At 69.8% G+C, this 19,168-nt stretch carries 18 protein-coding genes and 1 pseudogene; 11 read left to right on the forward strand and 8 right to left on the reverse strand.

What is annotated here, in order from left to right; genetic code table 11:
• Nucleotides 1-8: 8 nt before the first annotated feature.
• The 5 genes from MCHUDSM44219_RS08520 to aroB are packed head-to-tail and all read left to right on the forward strand — an operon-like array spanning nt 9 to nt 4,228.
• A complete protein-coding gene (locus MCHUDSM44219_RS08520) occupies nt 9-443 on the forward strand; it encodes a prepilin peptidase (protein ID WP_048417809.1) in 435 nt (144 codons plus the stop codon).
• Between the two features lie 38 nt (nt 444-481).
• Nucleotides 482-1,222, forward strand: coding sequence for an alpha/beta hydrolase (locus MCHUDSM44219_RS08525; RefSeq protein ID WP_048417810.1), 741 nt, complete (start codon nt 482-484; stop codon nt 1,220-1,222).
• Nucleotides 1,223-1,272: 50 nt separating this feature from the next.
• Nucleotides 1,273-2,487 (forward strand): chorismate synthase, encoded by a 1,215-nt coding sequence (gene aroC, locus MCHUDSM44219_RS08530; protein WP_048417811.1) that lies wholly within the window; start codon nt 1,273-1,275, stop codon nt 2,485-2,487.
• Nucleotides 2,487-3,146 carry a shikimate kinase gene (locus tag MCHUDSM44219_RS08535; protein WP_048417812.1) on the forward strand — a complete coding sequence of 220 codons (660 nt, stop codon included), beginning with the start codon at nt 2,487-2,489 and terminating at the stop codon, nt 3,144-3,146. The genes aroC and MCHUDSM44219_RS08535 overlap by 1 nt, the downstream gene beginning before the upstream one ends.
• Nucleotides 3,143-4,228: a 3-dehydroquinate synthase gene (gene aroB / locus MCHUDSM44219_RS08540; RefSeq protein ID WP_048417813.1), complete on the forward strand. Its 1,086-nt coding sequence runs from the start codon at nt 3,143-3,145 to the stop codon at nt 4,226-4,228. Before MCHUDSM44219_RS08535 ends, aroB begins: the two co-directional genes overlap by 4 nt.
• Here the strand turns inward: aroB and MCHUDSM44219_RS08545 are convergent.
• A complete protein-coding gene (locus MCHUDSM44219_RS08545) occupies nt 4,225-4,818 on the reverse strand; it encodes a B-4DMT family transporter (protein WP_048417814.1) in 594 nt (197 codons plus the stop codon). The two genes, aroB and MCHUDSM44219_RS08545, sit on opposite strands and share 4 nt — an antisense overlap.
• A 33-nt stretch (nt 4,819-4,851) precedes the next feature.
• Here MCHUDSM44219_RS08545 and MCHUDSM44219_RS08550 point away from each other — a divergent pair, with 33 nt between their 5' ends.
• Genes MCHUDSM44219_RS08550 through MCHUDSM44219_RS08570 form a run of 5 tightly spaced genes read left to right on the forward strand, consistent with a single transcriptional unit; the run spans nt 4,852 to nt 8,439 of the window.
• On the forward strand, nt 4,852-5,937 hold the full coding sequence (locus MCHUDSM44219_RS08550; RefSeq protein WP_048417815.1) for a M24 family metallopeptidase: 1,086 nt from the start codon (nt 4,852-4,854) through the stop codon (nt 5,935-5,937).
• A gap of 21 nt (nt 5,938-5,958) precedes the next feature.
• Nucleotides 5,959-6,522: an elongation factor P gene (gene efp, locus MCHUDSM44219_RS08555; protein ID WP_043408450.1), complete on the forward strand. Its 564-nt coding sequence runs from the start codon at nt 5,959-5,961 to the stop codon at nt 6,520-6,522.
• Nucleotides 6,519-7,010: a transcription antitermination factor NusB gene (gene nusB, locus MCHUDSM44219_RS08560; protein ID WP_048417816.1), complete on the forward strand. Its 492-nt coding sequence runs from the start codon at nt 6,519-6,521 to the stop codon at nt 7,008-7,010. The genes efp and nusB overlap by 4 nt, the downstream gene beginning before the upstream one ends.
• Nucleotides 7,010-7,555 carry a hypothetical protein gene (locus tag MCHUDSM44219_RS08565; RefSeq protein WP_048417817.1) on the forward strand — a complete coding sequence of 182 codons (546 nt, stop codon included), beginning with the start codon at nt 7,010-7,012 and terminating at the stop codon, nt 7,553-7,555. The genes nusB and MCHUDSM44219_RS08565 overlap by 1 nt, the downstream gene beginning before the upstream one ends.
• Nucleotides 7,556-7,599: 44 nt before the next feature.
• Nucleotides 7,600-8,439, forward strand: coding sequence for an HpcH/HpaI aldolase/citrate lyase family protein (locus tag MCHUDSM44219_RS08570; RefSeq protein ID WP_048417818.1), 840 nt, complete (start codon nt 7,600-7,602; stop codon nt 8,437-8,439).
• Between the two features lie 5 nt (nt 8,440-8,444).
• Here the strand turns inward: MCHUDSM44219_RS08570 and MCHUDSM44219_RS08575 are convergent, their stop codons facing one another.
• The 7 genes and pseudogenes from MCHUDSM44219_RS08575 to MCHUDSM44219_RS08600 all read right to left on the reverse strand — a co-directional run bounded on the left by MCHUDSM44219_RS08575 (nt 8,445) and on the right by MCHUDSM44219_RS08600 (nt 15,656).
• Nucleotides 8,445-9,650 (reverse strand): FAD-dependent monooxygenase, encoded by a 1,206-nt coding sequence (locus MCHUDSM44219_RS08575; RefSeq protein ID WP_048417819.1) that lies wholly within the window; start codon nt 9,648-9,650, stop codon nt 8,445-8,447.
• 45 nt (nt 9,651-9,695) lie between these two features.
• Nucleotides 9,696-10,649, reverse strand: a 954-nt coding sequence (locus tag MCHUDSM44219_RS08580) for an HNH endonuclease (RefSeq protein WP_236695403.1), incomplete at its 5' end; no start/stop codon positions are given.
• 1 nt (nt 10,650) lies between these two features.
• Nucleotides 10,651-11,054: pseudogene (locus MCHUDSM44219_RS30825) on the reverse strand (HNH endonuclease); the annotation flags it as partial.
• Between the two features lie 79 nt (nt 11,055-11,133).
• Nucleotides 11,134-12,339 carry a serine hydrolase domain-containing protein gene (locus MCHUDSM44219_RS08585; RefSeq protein ID WP_048417821.1) on the reverse strand — a complete coding sequence of 402 codons (1,206 nt, stop codon included), beginning with the start codon at nt 12,337-12,339 and terminating at the stop codon, nt 11,134-11,136.
• 10 nt (nt 12,340-12,349) lie between these two features.
• Complete coding sequence (locus MCHUDSM44219_RS08590) at nt 12,350-13,900, reverse strand: ABC transporter permease (protein ID WP_048417822.1); 1,551 nt, start codon at nt 13,898-13,900, stop codon at nt 12,350-12,352.
• A complete protein-coding gene (locus tag MCHUDSM44219_RS08595) occupies nt 13,897-14,667 on the reverse strand; it encodes an ABC transporter ATP-binding protein (protein ID WP_048417823.1) in 771 nt (256 codons plus the stop codon). The genes MCHUDSM44219_RS08590 and MCHUDSM44219_RS08595 overlap by 4 nt, the downstream gene beginning before the upstream one ends.
• Nucleotides 14,664-15,656, reverse strand: coding sequence for an ABC transporter substrate-binding protein (locus tag MCHUDSM44219_RS08600; protein ID WP_162232086.1), 993 nt, complete (start codon nt 15,654-15,656; stop codon nt 14,664-14,666). Before MCHUDSM44219_RS08600 ends, MCHUDSM44219_RS08595 begins: the two co-directional genes overlap by 4 nt.
• Before the next feature lie 111 nt (nt 15,657-15,767).
• On the opposite strand from MCHUDSM44219_RS08600, the gene MCHUDSM44219_RS08605 reads away from it, so the two are divergent.
• Nucleotides 15,768-18,620: a LuxR C-terminal-related transcriptional regulator gene (locus MCHUDSM44219_RS08605; RefSeq protein ID WP_048417825.1), complete on the forward strand. Its 2,853-nt coding sequence runs from the start codon at nt 15,768-15,770 to the stop codon at nt 18,618-18,620.
• The last annotated feature ends 548 nt before the right edge of the window (nt 18,621-19,168 follow it).

Here is a 19,168-nt window from a genome sequence, read left to right on the forward strand (position 1 = left end):
CTCAGACGGTGGGGGAGACGGCTGCCGTCGCCGTGGCGACATGGCTGATCGCGTTGAGCGCGTACGACTTTCGCCGGCGCAGGCTGCCGAACCGGCTCACCGTGCCGGGTGCGGTGGTGATCCTCACGGTCGCGGCGGTGGCCGGACGTGGCGTGCCGGCGACGCTCGGCGCGCTCGCATTGACCGGCATCTACGCGATCGTGCACCTGCGCTCGCCGACGGCGCTGGGCGCCGGCGACGTCAAACTGGCGATCGGCATCGGCGCGTTGACCGGTGCGTTCGGTGTGCAGGCGTGGGCGCTGTGCGCGATCGGCGCCTCGCTGCTGACCGGGCTGTGGGGCGCGGCCCGTCTCGCGCGCGGGTCGCGGGCGGCGGTGCCGCATGGTCCGTCGATGTGTCTGGCGGCCGCCGTCGCCGTCGCGGCGGCCCTACCTCCGGGGTAATCGCCCCCGGCCGGTTCCGTCGCGATACTCGGACCGTGATGTCACCGCCGGTCCTCGTTCTGCACGGTCTGTTCAGTCGTCCGTCCCTGATGCAGCCGTGGACGAAGGTCCTCGACGACGCCGGATTCGCCTGCCACGTCCCGGCGCTGCCAGGCCGCGACCCGTCCGACGACGCCACCCTGACGCGCACCGGCGTCGCCGAGATGGTCGACGCGGCCCTGGCCGCCTACGACGCGATCGGCGAACCGGCGGTCGTCGTCGGCCACAGCCTGGGTGGGCTGCTGGCCCAGAAGGTGGCCGCGGCGCGGCAGCCCCTGGCGGCCGTGCTGCTGGCCTCGGTGCCGCCCGGCGTGCTGTGGCCGCAACTGCGGGCGCTGCCGCGTTTCGTGCCGTCGATGCCGGCCGTGGTCGCGGGCCGTCCGTTCCTGCCCTCGGCGGACGTCATGCGTGCGCTGCCGCTTCGAGGGTTGTGCGCCGCCGAACAGGATCGACTGATCCCGGAGTTCGTCCGCGACTCCGGCAGGGTGTTCCGGCAGATGATGTTCGGCGCGCCGATCGTGCGGGTGCCGGCCGCCGCCGTCACCTGCCCGGTGCTGTGTGTCAGCGCCGGCCGGGACCGCAGTGTCGCGCCGTGGATGTCGCGTCGTATCGCGGCGCGCTACGGTGCGCAGCACCAGATCCACCCCGGACTGCCGCACTGGATCGTCGCCGAGTCGGCGCTCCCGCAGGTGGCCCCGCCGGTGCTGGCCTGGCTGCGCGCGGTGCGGGCGCTGCGCTGAGCTGATCGCCGTTTTTCGGCCTCGGGGCGCGTCATGCGAAACTGGGACACGTGTTGCGATGGACGACAGCAGGGGAATCCCACGGCCGGGCGCTGGTGGCGATGGTCGAGGGCATGGTCGCCGGCGTCGAGGTGACGTCGTCCGACATCGCCGACCAGCTGGCGCGCCGTCGCCTCGGATACGGCCGCGGTGCCCGGATGAAGTTCGAGCAGGACCAGGTGACGATGCTCGCCGGGTTGCGGCACGGGGTGACGCTGGGCGGTCCCATCGCCATCGAGATCGGCAACACCGAGTGGCCGAAGTGGGAGACCGTGATGGCTCCCGACCCCGTCGACCCGTCCGCGCTGGCCGACAGTGCCGCCCGCAACGCGCCGCTGACCAGGCCCCGACCCGGCCACGCCGACTACGCCGGCATGCTGAAGTACGGATTCGACGACGCCCGGCCGGTACTCGAACGCGCCAGCGCGCGCGAGACCGCCGCGCGGGTGGCCGCGGGCACCGTCGCGCGGGCCTTCCTGCGGCAGGCGCTCGGGGTCGAGGTGGTCTCGCACGTCGTCTCCATCGGTGCGTCGACCCCCTACGACGGACCGCCGCCGCTTCCCGGTGACTTGGCGGCGATCGACGCCAGCCCGGTGCGCGCGTTCGACCCGGCCAGTGAAGCGCTGATGATCGCCGAGATCGAGGCGGCCAAACGCGACGGCGACACCCTCGGCGGCGTCGTCGAGGTGGTGGCACACGGCCTGCCCGTCGGCCTGGGGTCGTTCACCAGCGGGGAGAACCGGCTGGACAGTCAACTGGCCGCCGCGGTGATGGGCATCCAGGCAATCAAGGGTGTGGAGATCGGCGACGGCTTCGAGACGGCACGCCGCCGCGGCAGCGTCGCCCACGACGAGATCTATCCCGGCCCCGACGGGGTGATCCGCTCGACCAACCGCGCCGGCGGACTGGAAGGCGGCATGACCAACGGACTGCCGGTGCGGGTCCGCGCGGCGATGAAGCCGATCTCCACCGTGCCCCGCGCCCTGGCCACCATCGACATGGCCACCGGCGAGGAAGCGGTCGCAATCCACCAGCGCTCTGATGTCTGCGCGGTCCCCGCTGCCGGCGTCGTCGTCGAGACGATGGTCGCGCTGGTGCTCGCCCGCGCCGCGCTGGAGAAGTTCGGCGGGGACTCCCTGACCGAGACACGGACCAACATCGACGCCTACCTGCGCGCCGTCGCCCAGCGCGAGCCGGCCGCCGACGGGGTCAGGGCGTCGGGCTGATGGCCCCCAAGGCGGTGCTGATCGGGCTGCCCGGCTCGGGCAAGTCGACAATCGGGCGGCGGCTGGCCAAGGCGCTGGGCCTGGAGATGCTCGACACCGACGCGGCCATCGAGAAGAAGACCGGCCGCACCATCGCCGACATCTTCGCCGATGACGGCGAGCCCGAGTTCCGGCGCATCGAGGCCGAGGTGGTGTGCGACGCACTCGCCACCCATGACGGTGTGCTGTCGCTGGGCGGCGGCGCGGTGACCACCCCCGCGGTACGCGACGCGCTGGCCGGTCACACGGTGATCTATCTGGAGATCAGCGCGGCCGAGGGTGTGCGCCGCACCGGCGGGTCGACGGTGCGCCCGCTGCTGGCCGGGCCCGACCGCGGGGAGAGGTTCAAAGAGCTGATCGCGCAACGCGTTCCGCTGTACCGGCAGGTGTCGACCATGCGGGTCAACACCAACCACCGCAACCCTGGCGCGGTGGTGCGCCATATCGTGGCGCGCCTCGACAACCCCGAGGGGGCGAAATCCGACCGGCGCCGCAGGCGACCCTCGTGGCGGCGTGCCCCGCTCTCGCTGACGGCCGCACCGTCGACGGAGGCACCGCCGAGCCCCGCCGCGGTCGCGGCCAGGAAAGGATCCCCGTGTCGACGGAAGGACGGACAGTGACGGAACCGGTGACGGTAGAGGTGCGCACCGATCCGCCGTATCCGGTCATCATCGGTACCGGCCTGCTCGGCGACCTCGGCCGTGTCCTCGACGGGCGGCACAAGGTCGCGATCCTGCACCAGCCCACCCTCGCCCAAACCGCTGAGGTGATCCGGGTTCATCTGTCCGACAAGGGAATCGACGCACACCGCGTGGAGATCCCCGATGCCGAGGCCGGCAAGGACCTGCCCGTCGTCGGGTTCATCTGGGAGGTGCTGGGCCGCATCGGCGTCGGACGCAAGGACGCGATCGTGAGCCTCGGCGGCGGGGCGGCCACCGACGTGGCCGGGTTCGCGGCGGCAACCTGGCTGCGCGGCGTGGACATCGTGCACGTACCCACCACGCTGCTCGGGATGGTCGACGCCGCCGTGGGCGGCAAGACCGGCATCAACACCGACGCCGGCAAGAACCTCGTCGGCGCCTTCCATCAGCCGGCCGCGGTGCTCATCGACCTCGCGACGCTGGAGACGTTGCCGCGCAACGAGATCATCGCCGGGATGGCCGAGGTCGTGAAGGCCGGATTCATCGCCGACCCGGTGATCCTCGACATGATCGAAGCCGATCCGCAGGCCGCGCTCGACCCCACCGGCGACGTGCTGCCGGAGCTGATCCGGCGGGCCGTCGCGGTCAAGGCCGAGGTCGTCGCCGCCGACGAGAAGGAATCCGCGCTGCGCGAGATCCTCAACTACGGCCACACGCTGGCCCACGCCATCGAGCGGCGGGAGCGCTACAAGTGGCGCCACGGCGCGGCGGTGTCCGTCGGGCTGGTGTTCGCCGCCGAATTGGGCCGGCTCGCAGGGCGTCTCGACGATGCGACCGCCGCACGGCACCGCGAGGTCCTGACCTCGCTGGGCCTGCCGGTCACCTACGACGCCGACGCGCTGCCTCAGCTGATGGACTCGATGCTCGGCGACAAGAAGACCCGCGCCGGCGTGCTGCGCTTCGTCGTCCTGGACGGGCTGGCCAAACCCGGCCGCCTCGAGGGGCCCGACCCGTCTCTGCTGGCGGCGGCCTACGCCGAGGTCGCCAGGGACAGCGCCTAGCTGTTCCGCCGCGTTTCTTCGTCGTGCTCGGCGACCGCGACCGGTGAGGTGTGCTGTTCGGTGGCGGCGTTGTCGTAGTCCTGCACGCCGTCGCGGTCGTCGCGCACCGCGGCGAACACGTCGGTGTCGGCGCGATCGTCGTCGCCGTCCCGCCGCCGCGGCTGCTGGGGCGTCTTGCGGTCGACCAGCCACCGGCCGAGGCCGACGCCGATGATCGCGAACAGGAACACCAGCAGCGCGGTGAACGCGGCGAACGTGGTGACCTCGTTGATCAGGCCCTCGACGTAGAGGTTCTTGTAGAACAGCCCGATGAGCCAGGCCACCAGCCCGCTGACCACCCCGGCGAACAGTCCCGCCAGCAGCCACGTCATCGCGAGGTCCGACCGGCGGTCGGGGTCCGGGTTGGCGCGGGCGTCGCGGCGGCCGTCCGCATAACCCCAGATGAGGACGACGACGGCGTACAGCGCGACCAGAGTGATGCTGATCATTCCCGCCTTGGTCTCGAAGGCGTTGATCAACGCCCCCTGGAACAGCCGGACGATCACCATCAGGGCGGCGAACACCAGTCCGCGCAGCAGCCACTTACTCATGGGGCCTCACCTTAGCGAGTAGCGTCAGCCGTCGTGACAGTTTCTGCCCGCCGCCAGCGGTTGCGGCTGCGTCTGGCCGACGCCCAGCTGGACGCCATGCTGGTAACAGACCTGGTCAACGTTCGCTACCTGTCCGGATTCACCGGATCCAACGCGGCGCTGCTGATCCTCGCCGACGACGACACGCCGGTGCTCGCCACCGACGGGCGCTATCGCACCCAGGCGGCCGCGCAGGCGCCCGACGCCGAGGTCGTGATCGAACGGGCGTGCGGGCCGCACCTGGCGGCCCGGGCGGCAGCCGCAGGGGTGCGCAGGCTCGGGTTCGAGAGTCATGTGGTGACCGTCGACGCGTTCACCGCGCTGGCCCGTGCGGCGGGGGAGCAGGTCGAGTTCACCCGCGCGCCCGGCGCGGTCGAGGCGCTACGCGAAGTCAAGGACGACGGCGAACTCGCGCTGCTGCGGCTGGCCTGCCACACGGCCGACGCCGCGCTGCAGGATCTGGTGGAGCACGGCGGCCTGCGGCCCGGGCGCACCGAGAAAGAGGTGCGCAACGACCTCGAGGCGCTGATGCTCGCGCACGGCGCGGACGGGGCGTCGTTCGAGACGATCGTGGCGACCGGGCCGAATTCGGCGATACCGCACCACCGGCCGACCGACGCCGTCCTCGCCGCCGGCGACTTCGTCAAGATCGACTTCGGTGCGCTGATCGGCGGCTACCACTCCGACATGACGCGCACGTTCGCGCTGACGCCGGTGGCGCAGTGGCAGCGTGACATCTACTCCCTGGTCGCGGCGGCGCAGCAGGCCGGCCGCGACGCGCTGGCGCCCGGGGTGCCGTGCAAGGACGTCGACGCGGCGTCCCGGCAGGTCATCGCCGACGCCGGCTACGCCGAGAACTTCGGCCACGGCCTCGGCCACGGCGTGGGCCTGCAGATCCACGAAGCGCCCGGAATCAATGCCACTGCCGCCGGTACACTGCTTGCTGGCTCCGCTGTGACCGTCGAGCCCGGTGTCTACCTGCCCGACCGCGGCGGCGTCCGCATCGAGGACACGCTGGCGGTCACCCCGGACGGCCCCGAACTACTGACCAGGTTCGGCAAGGACCTGGTGATCCTCTAGAAGCTAGGAGTACAACCCACCGTGGCATCGACCGCCGACTTCAAGAATGGGCTCGTCCTGCAGATCGACGGCCAGCTGTGGCAGATCGTCGAGTTCCAGCACGTCAAGCCCGGCAAGGGCCCGGCCTTCGTGCGGACCAAGCTCAAGAACGTGGTGTCCGGCAAGGTCGTCGACAAGACCTACAACGCCGGGGTGAAGGTCGAGACCGCGACCGTCGACCGGCGCGACGCCACCTACCTGTATCGCGACGGCTCGGACTTCGTGTTCATGGACTCCGAGGACTACGAGCAGCACCCGCTGCCTGAGGCGCTGGTCGGGCGGCTGGCCGGCTTCCTGCTGGAGGGCATGCCCGTGCAGATCGCGTTCCACGACGGCACGGCGCTGTATCTGGAATTGCCGGTGACGGTCGAACTGCTGGTCAGCCACACCGAGCCGGGCCTGCAGGGGGACCGCTCCAGCGCCGGCACCAAGCCCGCGACGCTGGAAACCGGCGCCGAGATCCAGGTGCCGCTGTTCATCAACACCGGCGACAAGCTCAAGGTCGACTCGCGTGACGGCAGCTACCTGGGAAGGGTCAATGGGTGAGTGACCGGAGAGGGGACCGGGGCCGGCACCAGGCCCGTAAGCGCGCGGTGGATCTGCTGTTCGAGGCAGAGGCCCGCGGGCTGACCCCCGCCGAGGTCGCCGAGGGGCGAAACACGCTGGCGGAGAAGCAATCCGACCACGACGTCGCGCCCCTGAATCCGTACACGGTGACGGTCGCCCGCGGCGTCACCGAGCACCAGGCCCACGTCGACGATCTGATCTCGTCGCACCTGCAGGGCTGGACGCTCGACCGCCTGCCGGCCGTGGACCGCGCGATCCTGCGGGTCGCGGTGTGGGAGCTGCTGTACGCCGAGGACGTGCCGGAACCGGTGGCCGTCGACGAGGCGGTCGAGTTGGCCAAGCAGCTGTCCACCGACGACTCACCCGGTTTCGTCAACGGAGTGCTCGGCCAGGTCATGCTGGTGACGCCGCAGATCCGCGCGGCCGCGGCGGCGGTGCGCACCGGTGGGGACAGCAGCCCCGGCTGATGGGCGCGCCGCAGGACTGGGCTCCGTACTCGAGCGTCAGCGAGGCGGCGCGGGTCTATCTGCGTGATCCCGATCTGGCCTTGGACCAGCTGCGTTCGGTTGTCGACCCGGCCGCGATCCGGTCTTTCGTGATGTCCCGCGGTTTCACCGAGGAGCCGTGGGGCGAAGCGCTCTGGCAGGAGGTGATGGTCACCGACGGCCAGCGGCTGATCATGTGGCGCGCCGACGACGACGTGTCCGGCGACGTGGACGGCGGGGAGCCGCGTCGTGTCCTGCTGGCCTCGGTGCGCTCGATCCTGTTGTCGACCATCACCGATCAGGTGCTGTCCACCGAGTACGACGTGCTCAGCGACGGCACCCGCCGGTTGGCGGAGGTGACACTGCGCCTCTACACACAGCTGATCGTGCGGTCCCGGCAGAAGTCCGCGACCGAGACCGACGTCTACTGCGAGTCGTTCCGGTTCGTGAAGTCCGTCGACAACGGCGGATTGGCGCAGATGCAGCGACTGCTGCAGTTCGGCCGGGTGCTCTCGCGCGCACTGTGAACAAAATGTGCGCAATATGGCGTCGATCACCCGCCGCCGCGAACATGGGTGAGGTGACGGTCTTCTCGCCGGTCGAATGCACCCGCCGGCCACACTGGTCGGTGGCTCGCACATGGCTGCTGCGCCCGGGACGGCCGGGTTTCGACGCGGCACCCTCGCATGCAGCGGACGTGCTCGTGCTCGACGTCGAAGACGGTCTGCCGGACGCGGAGAAGCCGGCCGGCCGCCGCGCCGTGGCCGACTTCCTGCAGCAGGGCGGACGCGCGTGGGTGCGAATCAGCAGCGCCGGGACACCGGACTGGCGGGCCGACCTCGCCGCTGTGGCGGCGACGCCCGGCCTGTCGGGGGTGATGCTCGCGAAGTCCGAATCGGCGCGCGACGTCGTCTCGACCGCCGAGCAGTTGCCGCCCGGCATGCCCGTCGTCGCGCTGGTCGAATCGGCCCTCGGCATCGAGTCGGCACTGGAAATCGCGCGCTCGTGCGCCCGAATTGCGTTCGGAATCGGGGACTTTCGGCGTGACACCGGAATGTGCGCCGACCCGACGGTGTTGGCCTACCCGCGTGCCCGCCTGGTGATCGCCAGCAGGGCCGCCGGGCTGCCCGCACCGATCGACGGCCCCACGCTGCGCGACCAGGCCCGCCACCTCGCCCGGGACACCGAGGTGACCAAGGCCGTCGGGATGACCGGCCGGCTGTGCCTGGACGACGGCCACGCGGAGACGGTCAACACGCTGCTGAGTCCGTCACCCGATGAGATCGACGAGGCGCGTCTGACGCTCGCGCGTCTGGATGCGCCGACAGATTCCTATGACGGCAGTGCAGGTCCTACCCGGGCGCGCGCGGAAGCGGTCCTCGATCGGGCGGCGACGTTCGGTCTGGTCTGACGCGGTCAGCCGTAATCCGGCAGCGTCATCGACGCCGCCGTTTGGAACCACATCTTCTCGACGATCGGGCGGAACGGCCAGCGCTGCATCCACTTCATCACCGCCGCGGTGATCGCGATGTCGGACTCCCGCATCGGTGCATAGCGGTCGATGCCGCTGGGCAGGTCCTGGCACCGGTCGACGTAGGGCCGCATCACCGCCTCGTAGCGGGCAAGCGTCGCGGCGAGGTGGGCGGCGTCGAACCGGTCGGCCGCGCCGAGTTCACCGGCCAGCACATAGGCGCCGACCAGCGCCAGGCTGGTGCCCATGCCGGACAGCGGTGACGCGCAGTACCCGGCGTCGCCGACCAGGGTGACGCGTCCCGACGCCCAGGTCGGCATGTGCACCTGGGCGAAGGCGTCGAAGTAGAAGTCGTCGGCGTCGGCGGCCGCGGCGAGCAGCGCGTCGCAGTGCCAGCCCGCACCGGCGAACCGTTCGACGAGGAGCTGCCGCTGTGCATCGGTGTCGTGGCGGTCGTAGTCCAGCGGCTCGGACTGAAAGGCCAAGCCCGCCTTCGCAATCGATGGGTCGTGCGAGGGACGCATCGACGCGTTCAGGCCGCCGGGTGCCTGATACAGCAGAAACCAGCCGTCGAGGCCGACGGTGTCGGGCGCGGAGAACCACGCGTTGTAACCGCCGATGGGTCGGATGAATCGCTCCTCGGGGCCGAAGGCGAGCCGGCGTACCGCAGAGTGCGGTCCGTCGGCGCCCACCAGCACGTCGACGGGCAGGCGGGTGCCGTCGGCCAGCGTCACGACCACGGAGTCGTCGGTCTCCTCGAGCGCTGCGATCGTCGCGCCGAACCGGTAGTCGACGTCCCCTCGGGTGGCCTCGTACAACACGGTGGCCAGATCACCGCGCAGAATCTCCAGCTTGGACACCAGTCCGTTGCCGTGGAATGCGGTCACCGGCATCTGGGCGCGCCGACTGCCGTCGGACCGGACCCACGCCGCGCCCTTCTGCTCGAGGGCCCGAGCCTTCATCTGGTCGAGAAGGCCCATCCGTTCGACGACGTCACCACCGGAGCCCCGCAGATCCACCGTCTGCCCGCCCGGCCGGATGCCCGGCGCGATCTCGAGCACGATCACGCGGTAACCCTTGCGGCTCAGCCAGAATGCCAGCGCCGGCCCGGCGATGCCGGCACCGTTGATCAGCACGGTAGGAGACTGCATGTCTCGTAATGTACGGCGCGGCAGCCGTCTTGGGACGTAGCCGCGTCAGGCGGCGTGGTGGGTGAGGAGGATGCTGAGCCTGCCTTCGATCGTGCTGTGTCGTCGTGTGGGTCCGGGTAGTGGTGGGGCGGTGGAGTGGTAGGTCGCGCCGGTGGGGGTTCGGTAGGTGGCGGTGTGCCGACCGCCGCTGTCGTGGGTGACGACCTGCCAGCCGGCGGCTTCTTTCGCGTAGTTGCACGCTTCGCAGGACCCTGCCCCGTTGAGTGCGCTGGTCGTCCCGCCCTGGCGGTGGGGGGTGGCGTGGTCGTGGTGGCGGATCGGGGCGTTGCAGTACGGGGTGCGGCAGGTCTGGTCACGCAGCCCGATGAACGCCGCCAACCCCTTCGGAAACAGCCGTGCCCTGCTCTCCATCGCCACCAACTGCCCGCTGGCGGGGTGCCGGTAGAGCCGCCGCAGCGTGGCCTTGGCGGCCTCGTCGGTGACGGCGTCGCTCACGAGGTCGCGCACCACCACCGCGGGGACGGGGCCGTAGCCCTGGACCCAGCCGGGGGCGTCGTCCTCCCCGAACAGCGTGGTGTCGGCCAGCACCAGGTTCAGCGCAACCGGGGCGGGTTGCGCGGCGGGGCGGGCGGTGACCCGCTCGTAGAGGGTGTCGGTCATGACCTGCCCCCGCGACCGCCCATCACCACCGGTGGTGTCGGCCTCCCGTTTGAGGGCGGCGTAGACCCCGATGCCCTGGGACAGCGGCATCAGCGCAGTCAGATACACCATCCCGTTCGGGGCGCACCGGGTCCACACCCCCGCACTCTGCGCAGCGCGGTTCTTCCGCTCGACCACCGCGGCGGCGTCCAGGCGGGCGGCGATCGCCGCCGCGGCGGCTTCGATGCGCTTGTTGCCCAACCCGGCCAGCGCCTGCTGATCGGCGCACAGTTCGGCATCCAACACCCGGCGGTCTTCCACGGTCAGGCAGGCCGAGGCTTTGACGATCAGGGTGGCCCGNTCGGCGCACAGTTCGGCATCCAACACCCGGCGGTCTTCCACGGTCAGGCAGGCCGAGGCTTTGACGATCAGGGTGGCCCGGTACTCGGTGAGCACCCCCGCCTCCAGGGCGGCCAGGGTGTGCGGCATCTCGTGCACCAGCGCATTCGCGAAACCCAGATGCTGGTTACCGCACACCGGGGCATCCAGGCGGGCCAGCGCGATCTCCGTCGCCAACCCCCGCCCCCGCTTGCGCGCCGGCACCCCGGCCGCTACCTCGGCGGCGCGCCGCTGGGCCGCCCACAACGCCGTCGCGCGGGCCTGCGCGGCCGCCGCGGCAGCCTTGAGGCGTTCACAGCGGGCCACCACCTCGCGCAGCTCGGCCTCGGAGGCCGTCGCATCAACATCGAACGTGTGTTCGAACATGACTCGACCCTACATCGGCCCACCGACAGATCGCGACGCCGTCATCATGTCCGACACCGTGCAGCGACGCCACGCGGGCTCAGAGCTCGAGTGCCTCATAGGTCCGGCGGACGAACTTCGGCTGGGCGCTCTGCAACTTGGCCAGCGACGTGTTGCCGGCGACCGCGGCCGCGGCGTCGACCGACAGGTTCGGCAGGTTCTGGATCAGATAGATCAGGATGACGTCGGCCGACGGATCTGCCTGCCACCACGTGCCGTACGCGCCCGGCCACGAGAACGTGCCGGGGCCGCCGGGTCCGAACAATTGGCGCGACTTCGAAGGATCGGTCAACACCGAAAGGTTCAACCCGAAGCCGCGGCCGATCCAGAACGGGGCGCCGAGGAAGTCGTGCCGCTTCTGCTCCTCGGTGAGCCGGTCGGTGCGCATCAACCGCACCGACTCCGCGGAGAGCACACGCACCCCGTCAACCGTCCCGCCCGCCAGCAGCATCCGGGCGAACGTCAGATAGTCGTCGGCCGTCGACCATAGCCCGGCGCCGCCGGTGCAGAACGGCGGGTCGACGATCGGCGCAGGCCCCATCACGTCGTGGCGCAGCGTGTTGTCCTTGTCCAGCTGGTACATCGTCGCCGCACGCCGCCTACCGGTGCTTCCGACGTGAAAACCGGTGTCCGACATGCCCAGTGGGCCGAGAATCCGCTCGGTCAGCACCTCGCTGAGCGGTTTGCCCTCGATGCGCGACAGCGCGATCCCCAGCACGTCGGTGGCATGGCTGTAGGTCAGCCGCTCGCCGGGTTGATGCACCAGGGGGAGCGTAGCGAGCTCGGCCAGCCAACGATCCTGATCCTGCCGGTGCGGCAGCTTGCGGTAGGCCTCGGCAAGCGGGCCGAGCACCGAGAACATGTAGGCCAACCCGCTGCGGTGGGTCATCAGGTCTTCGACGGTGATCGGCCGCTGCGCCGGCACCGTGCGGTCGAGCGGGCCGCGCGCCTCGGCGAGCACCCGCATGTCGGCCAGTTCGGGCAGCCAGGTCGACACCCGGTCGGTCAGCGCGAGCCTGCCCTCCTCGATCAGCGACATCGCCGCGGCGACCGTCACCGGCTTGGTCATCGACGCGATCCGGAAAATGGTGTCGCGCTGCATCGGCAGCTTCACGTCGACGTCACGGTAGCCGAGTTCGTTGACCTGCAGCACTTCCCCCGCGCGCCACACCAGCGTCACGGCACCGGCCAGCAGTCCGGCGTCGATCGCCTCGACGATGGAGGCCTTGTTGCGGTCGAGGTTCACTCGGCACAGGCTACCGGGACCTCGAGGGTGCGGCCGTGCGCGGGTTCGCCGCGTCGGCGGACGCGTACGGGACCCCGGACAGGCGGGCCAGTGCGCTGTTAGTCAGATATCCGAACGCGCCGACGATGAGGAGAAGCCCCCATGCCGTGGCCGCGTCGAAGCGCTGCTGGCTTTCGATCAAGAGGCGCCCGATGCCCGTCCCGGCGCCGAATATGTCGGTCAACAGGGCCACGATGAGTGCGAGTGCAGACGACACGCGGACGCCGAGCAGGACACCGGGTGTCAGCGACGGCAGGATCACGGCCGACCAACGACGCCATGGCGACAGGCCCATCGTGCGCGACACGTCAAGTCGGACGAGTGCGACCGCGCGCCGCGCGGTGGCTGTGCTTAACAGGATCGGCCACGTCACGATCAGGGTGACCGCCGCGATGCCGCTGACGACACTCGTCCCGAACAGCAGCACCAGAACGGGAACCAGTGCAGCACCGGGGATTGCCGCCACAAAGTCCAGGCTCGGGGAGACCGCACGGTCGATGCGGTGAGACGCGCCGATGACCGCTCCTGCGGCGCTGCCGAGGACGGTGGCGGCGAACAGACCTGCCAGATATGTGACGAGCGTGCGACCGACGGCGGGCAGCAATGATGCTTCTGCGTGGAGATCGGCTAGCGCGGCGAACCATTGAGTCGGCGGCGGAGCCACCAAGGAACTGGGCGAGGCTGTCAGTTGCCAGGCGACCAGCATGACGGCAAGCGGGATCAGGCCACGCGCAGACGGAGCAGGAGCACGCGGGACCGTGCCGCCGGGTCCGGCGACCGGATGCATCGGCAGGATCGCCCCCACCGCATTGCGCAGCCCCAGATTCAGGACCAAACCGACTGCGCCGCAGCTGATTGCATAGACCCACATGCGTTCCGGCGCAAGGGCATTCAACGACTGGGCCAATGCCCCGCCAAGGCCGGCCGGGGTGATGACCATCTCGGCGACGACGGTCACGAGAAAGGCGAGGATCACCGACAGTCGGGCGCCGACGAGCCACACCGGCGTCGCCGCGGGAATGACGATCTTGCGCAGCGTGTCGTACGCGCTGAGGTGGAAGGTCTGCGCGATATCGAACTGGCGTGGGTGGACCGAACGGACCGCGCCTGCGGTGTTCAGAACGATCGGCCACACCGCGGCGTAGGTCGCAAGCAGAATTTCGGCGCGTCTGGTGGGACCGAACGCCAGCACCGTCGCCGGGATCAGCGTGACGGCCGGCACCGTACGAAACGCTTCGATCGACGCCGTCGCCCACCTGCCGACACGGGGGGCCGATCCAAACGCCAGACCTGCAACCGTGCCGACGCCACCTGCGACCGCCGACGCAGTCAGCGCGACGCCGAGCGTGTGAGCGATGGCCGACAGCAGAGCGCCGCTGCGCACTTCGGCGGGCAGTGCGGCCAAGATGTCCACGGGTGCGGGAAGATAGCCGAAGCGCAGTGACCAACTCAGCAGTTGCCACAACGCGATCAGCGAGACCGGTATGGCGACAGCGGACAGTGCGGGGCCGGCGCGACTCATTCGCTGCCCCGCAGTCGTTCGCCGAGCAGGTGCCGAACCGCGAGGAAGGCGGGCAGTTCCCGCGTGTTCACCTGGTCGCGCCCCCGGGGCAGTCCGACATCGGCCATCAGCACGATGGAACCGGGGTTTCCCTCGAGGACGATGACGCGGTCACTGAGGTAGATCGCCTCGTCGAGGTCATGGGTGACGAAGACGATCGTCGCCCCCGTTCGGCGCTGCACGTCCAGTAGGACGTCCTGCAGGGACGCCTTGGTCATCGCATCGAGCGCCCCGAACGGCTCGTCCATCAGCAGCACCGTGGGTTCGATCGCGAGCGCCCGCGCGATCTGCACGCGTTGTGCCATCCCCCCCGACAGTCGCCGCGGATAGTCGTCAGCCCGATCGCCGAGCTTCACCATTTCGAGGGCGCATGCGGCCACCGAGTGGCGGGCTTTGCGGGGGATTCGGCCTTCGAGGCCGAGTTCGACGTTGCGCCCGACCGTGCGCCAGGGCAGCAGTGCGTTGTCGTAGTCCTGGAAGACCATCACGACACCGGCGGGTGGGCGCGTTACCGCGCGCGCCTCGAAGTCGATCGTGCCGCGGCAGATCTCCACCAATCCGCCCAGTGCGCGCAGGAGCGTGCTCTTGCCCACTCCGGAGCGGCCCACTATGGCGACGATCTCACCGGCCCGGATGTCGAAGGTGACGTCCCGCAGCACGGATCGTGGACCTTGCTCGCCGTCCAGCTGAACGTCCACACCGTCGATCCGGTAGAGGAACCGTGTCACGGGCCCTGCCGCACAAGCGAATTGACGTCGGGATCGAAGTCGATGGAGCCCACATCCCGGGCGATGGCAACGTAGGGCTTGAGTTGTCGCGCGGTGATGTCCACGGTCCAGTCCGGCAGCGGTGCGCTATCCAGGATCGCCGCGGGCATCTTGAGCCACTCCGCCATCAGCGCCCGCGCCCCTGCGGCGTCGGCCCGTAGGGAGTCGATGGCTTCGCGCAGCGAAGCGCGCCACGCCGCGACGGCGTCAGGATGCTGGTCGGCGAAGCTTCGAGAGGCGGTCCACACCGTGGTGATCGCCTCGTCTACAGCGCCGCCACTGGCATCGCGAACGGCGTCGACGATCACATCGTCGTGAACGACGAAGCCGCGCGCGGCGATGGCGGCACTGAACGGCAGAGTGGCGACGACCGCGTCTACGCGCCCCGACTGAAGTTGATCGCCCATCGCCGGGAAGGTTGTCTGGACCAGGTGAACGTCTTTGCGAGTCAACCTGTTCCGCCGAAGGAGGTAGATGACGGAATCGGTGATGATGCCTGTCAGTGAGGGAACCGCGATCGTCTTTCCTCGCAATTCGGCCAGGGACCGGATCGATGCGTCCTTGGTGATCCACACGGCATTCGGATGCTCAGCGGTTTGCTGCGCGGTACTCGACACGATCTGCAGATCAAGTCCTCGTTGAGCGCCAACGAGGACGAGCGTCGGCACGCTCATCGCGATGTCGTACTGACCCCTGGACTGTGCGGCCATGAAGAGGGGGAGGTCCTGACCTTCGGTGATCGTCACGTTGAGGCCATGGCGCTCGAAGATCCCACGCGTCATCGCAGCCTCCACGGGCAAGGTGTTCCCGGCCGGAAACAGGGCGACGCGCAACGGGATGAGCTGCGACCCGTTGCTGTCGGCAATATCGCCGTCGTGGGCGCAACCGGCTGTGGTGATCAGCAGGGAGATGGCGATGAGGGCGCACAGCCCGACCCTGCGGATTCTCATGACGGTGACCCCCGCTCGACCTCCGCACATTCTGGCAGCTCCGAAGCAGGGTCATCGGCCAATTCGCGCCAACGGGGGATCTGGTATGCGCTCGGAGATCAAAATATGCTTGTGGAATCGCGTGGTGACGGCGGGGCGGCTGCGCCGCGGCTGCTCGAGCGCGACGACGATCTGCACACCATCGATGTGATCGCCGCGGCGGCCGCGGGCGGTGCGGGCTCGATGCTGTTGATCGAAGGGCCGGCGGGCATCGGCAAAACGGCGCTCCTCGACCATCTCCGCGGTCGCGCTGCGGCAGCGGGCATGGTGGTGTACACCGCACGCGGTGGAGACCTGGAGCGTGGATTCGGCTTCGGTATCGTGCGCCAGCTACTGGAGAGCACGGTGCTGGGCGCCGATGTCGGGGAGCGTGAGCGGCTGCTGGCCGGTGCGGCTCGACTGGCTGAGCCGGTGTTCACCGACGTGGAGTCTGCCGCGAGTATCGCGGACATCGCCTTCGCGACCCTGCACGGCCTCTACTGGCTGCTGGCAAACCTGGCGGAGCGTGCGCCGCTCGTCCTGCTCGTCGACGATGCGCACTGCGCCGACGATCCGTCGCTGCGGTTTCTGTTGCACCTCGCGCCCCGGCTCGCGGGATTGCCGATTCTGGTGGCACTTTCGGTGCGAACCAGCCCGCACAAAGTCCGCGCGGAGCTCAGGGCGTTGACACTGGAATCGCGTGCGCCGGTCGTACGACCGCAACCACTGAGCGATGACGCGGTGGCCAGTCTTGTACGGGCGCTTCTGGGTGCGGGTGCGGGAGACCGGCTGTGCCATTCATGCGCAGTCGCAACCGGTGGCAACCCGTTTCTGCTGTCGGAACTGCTCGGTGAGTTCCGCCGTACGGGCCGGTCGGCGCGCACCATCGATCCGTCGGACGTCGATCAACTGGTTCCAGAACGTGTCTCGGCTTCCGTACTCATCCGTGTCAGCCAGCTAGGCCCCGCCGCATCGGCCCTGGCCCGAGCGGTCGCGGTACTCGGCGAGTGGGCTCGTCTCAGCACCTGCGTTCGTTTCACCGGTCTCGACGTGACGCAGGCAGCGGACCTGGCCGCAGCCCTGGTCGACAGCGAGATCCTGGTGCACGGTGAGCCGTTGCGGTGCGTGCATCCGCTCATCCGGACCGCGATCTATGAAGACCTGAGCCACACCGAACGCGCGGATCTGCACGCACGCGCGGTCCGGGTATTAGCAGAGCAACACTGCGAACGAGGCGTCATCGGGGCGCACCTGCTGGCGACGGCGCCAGCCGGTGACCTGAGCGCCGTCGCCATGCTGCGGGAAGCGGCGCGAGCGGCGTTGGCCGGCGGCGCCCCCGAAACCGCGGTGGCACTGTTGCGGCGCGCGCTCGACGAGCCGCCGGACGACGCCGAGCGCCCGGACATCGTGTCCGAACTCGGCATCGCGGAGTACGAGATCGGCGACGCATCGGCCACAGTGCACCTGCGAGAAGCGATCGACACCACCGCAGATCCGCTCACGCGCGCACGCGCTGTCATGGCACTCGCGTGGTCCAACCACCCGGACGCGGACAGTCAACGCGCTCAGCTGTCGTTCTACGAGCAGGCCGCTTCGGAGGTCGGTCTCTACGACCGCGAACTGCAACTGCAGCTCGAGGGTGCCCGTCTCGGGGCGCTGTTGTTGAACCCTGATCTGCCTGACGGGTTCGAGCAGGCAGCGGATAGGTTCTCGGACTTTCCGGCGCGCACCCGAGCCGAATGTCTGATCCGGTCGTTCGTGGCGCGGCGGGCGCTCCAAACCGGACCCGTCGCAGTCGCAGGAGATCTGGCCGAGCAGGCTGCTCGGCACCCCGCCCTCGTGAGCGAAGGGGGTCACCCGCTGTGGCGGACCAACGTCACCATCTGCCTGATGGAGGCCGAACGTTACGATGCCGCCGAGCACATCCTGTCGCGGGCCATGCGGCACGCCGAACGGATGGGGTCACCCCAGTGGCTCGCCCGAGCACAGTGGTTGCGGGGCCTGGTCCGCCACCGCAGAGGCGACCTCCGCGCTGCCGAAGTCGACGGCCGGGCTGCCGTCGACATCCACGGCGCTGCGGCGCCGTATACGAGGACGCCCGGGCTCGTGGTGGTCATCGACACCCTCGCAGATCAGGGACGGGTGGACGAAGCCGATGCGCTGCTGGTGCAACGAGGCATGGACGGCGCTTTGATCCCGACGCTGTTCGCCGTGCTTCCCCTGCTTGCCCGAGGACGGCTGCACGCGGCGGCGGGCCGGCATGAGTTGGCCCGCGACGACCTCCTCGACGCACTGAGCCGCATCCAGTCGAGTCGTGGCACGTTCCCGTGGGCCGGCGATGTACGCGTCGCCCTTGTACCGGTCTTGCTCGCCCTGGGCGAGGACGTCAGCGCCCGCAAAACCGCCGACGAGGCCGTGAGCTGCGCCCGGGTCGCCGCGTCCCCCCGTCGGTTGGGCGGCGCGCTGCGCGTTCGTGGACTGTGCGCCGGCGGGCGGGAACGCCTCGACCTCTTGCGAGAGGCGGTCGACGTATTGCAGGACTCACCGGCGTTGCTCTGGCGCGCGCAGACTCTCGTCGACTTCGGCCGTGCACTGCGGCTGGCCGGCCAGCACGACGAGGCCCGTGACATCCTGCGAGCCGGGCTGGATCTGGCGCACCGGTGCCGAGCCGCTCCGCTGGCCGATCAGGCGGAGCGCGAGACCAGGGCAGCGGGCGGGCGGCCGCGTCGGCGCGCCGCCGTTGGCGCAGACGCGCTCACCGCAAGCGAGCGTCGGGTGGCGGAGATGGCTGCCGAGGGGATGAGCAACAAGGACATCGCACAGGCGTTGTTCGTCACGCTCCGAACGGTCGAACTGCACCTGTCCAATGCCTACGCGAAACTGGGCATCCGGTCCCGCCAGGATCTGGCCGGCGCTCTTGTCGGCGATGGCGGGCAACCGCGATAACTCTTCGGTCGATGCTTCGGTTGCGACCCCTGGTCTGACTCGTATTCCGCGACGAAACTTCGGGGTAAGAGCAGGATTTCGCGGGCAGGGGGCCGTCATGACCGGTACAGCACATATCGGGCGGGTGGGGACGTTGGCGGTCGCGCTGGGCATCGGCCTCGTCGTGGCCGGACCGACGGGATTGGCCTGGGCTGACCCGGAGGCGTCGGGTTCGGGCGCGTCGACTGCGGGACGGTCGGCGGGTTCCGCCGATGGGGGAGACACCGAGTCGGCCGGTTCAAGGGGGCCCCGTACCGGGTCCGCCCAATCGGCTGCGGGGACTGAGCCGGCCGACTCGGACAACCACATCTCGCAATCCACGGACACCGACGAGGCTGCGGGGTCGGCCGACGATGGACCAGACAGTAGCCGGCCGCACGCCAGGAAAACGCGTTCGTGGCCTCGCGCACGCCTGACGTCGACAGTCCCGACGCGGCGCCTCCGGCAGGTGATCGAGGAGTCCGCTGAACCGTCAGACGGAACGCATGCGAATTCGGGGACTCCCGGCC

Source organism: Mycolicibacterium chubuense, from assembly GCF_001044255.1.
Taxonomy (GTDB): Bacteria; Actinomycetota; Actinomycetes; order Mycobacteriales; family Mycobacteriaceae; genus Mycobacterium; species Mycobacterium chubuense.

What these genes read in the sequence shown, in the direction of transcription:
- MCHUDSM44219_RS08525 (WP_048417810.1), top strand. Translation starts at nt 482, where the DNA reads ATGTCACCGCCGGTCCTCGTTCTGCACGGTCTGTTCAGTCGTCCGTCC.
- MCHUDSM44219_RS08600 (WP_162232086.1), bottom strand. Translation starts at nt 15,656, where the DNA reads ATGAGAATCCGCAGGGTCGGGCTGTGCGCCCTCATCGCCATCTCCCTG.
- MCHUDSM44219_RS08575 (WP_048417819.1), bottom strand. Translation starts at nt 9,650, where the DNA reads ATGCAGTCTCCTACCGTGCTGATCAACGGTGCCGGCATCGCCGGGCCG.
- MCHUDSM44219_RS08565 (WP_048417817.1), top strand. Translation starts at nt 7,010, where the DNA reads ATGGGCGCGCCGCAGGACTGGGCTCCGTACTCGAGCGTCAGCGAGGCG.
- MCHUDSM44219_RS08570 (WP_048417818.1), top strand. Translation starts at nt 7,600, where the DNA reads ATGGGTGAGGTGACGGTCTTCTCGCCGGTCGAATGCACCCGCCGGCCA.
- MCHUDSM44219_RS08590 (WP_048417822.1), bottom strand. Translation starts at nt 13,900, where the DNA reads ATGAGTCGCGCCGGCCCCGCACTGTCCGCTGTCGCCATACCGGTCTCG.
- MCHUDSM44219_RS08545 (WP_048417814.1), bottom strand. Translation starts at nt 4,818, where the DNA reads ATGAGTAAGTGGCTGCTGCGCGGACTGGTGTTCGCCGCCCTGATGGTG.
- MCHUDSM44219_RS08535 (WP_048417812.1), top strand. Translation starts at nt 2,487, where the DNA reads ATGGCCCCCAAGGCGGTGCTGATCGGGCTGCCCGGCTCGGGCAAGTCG.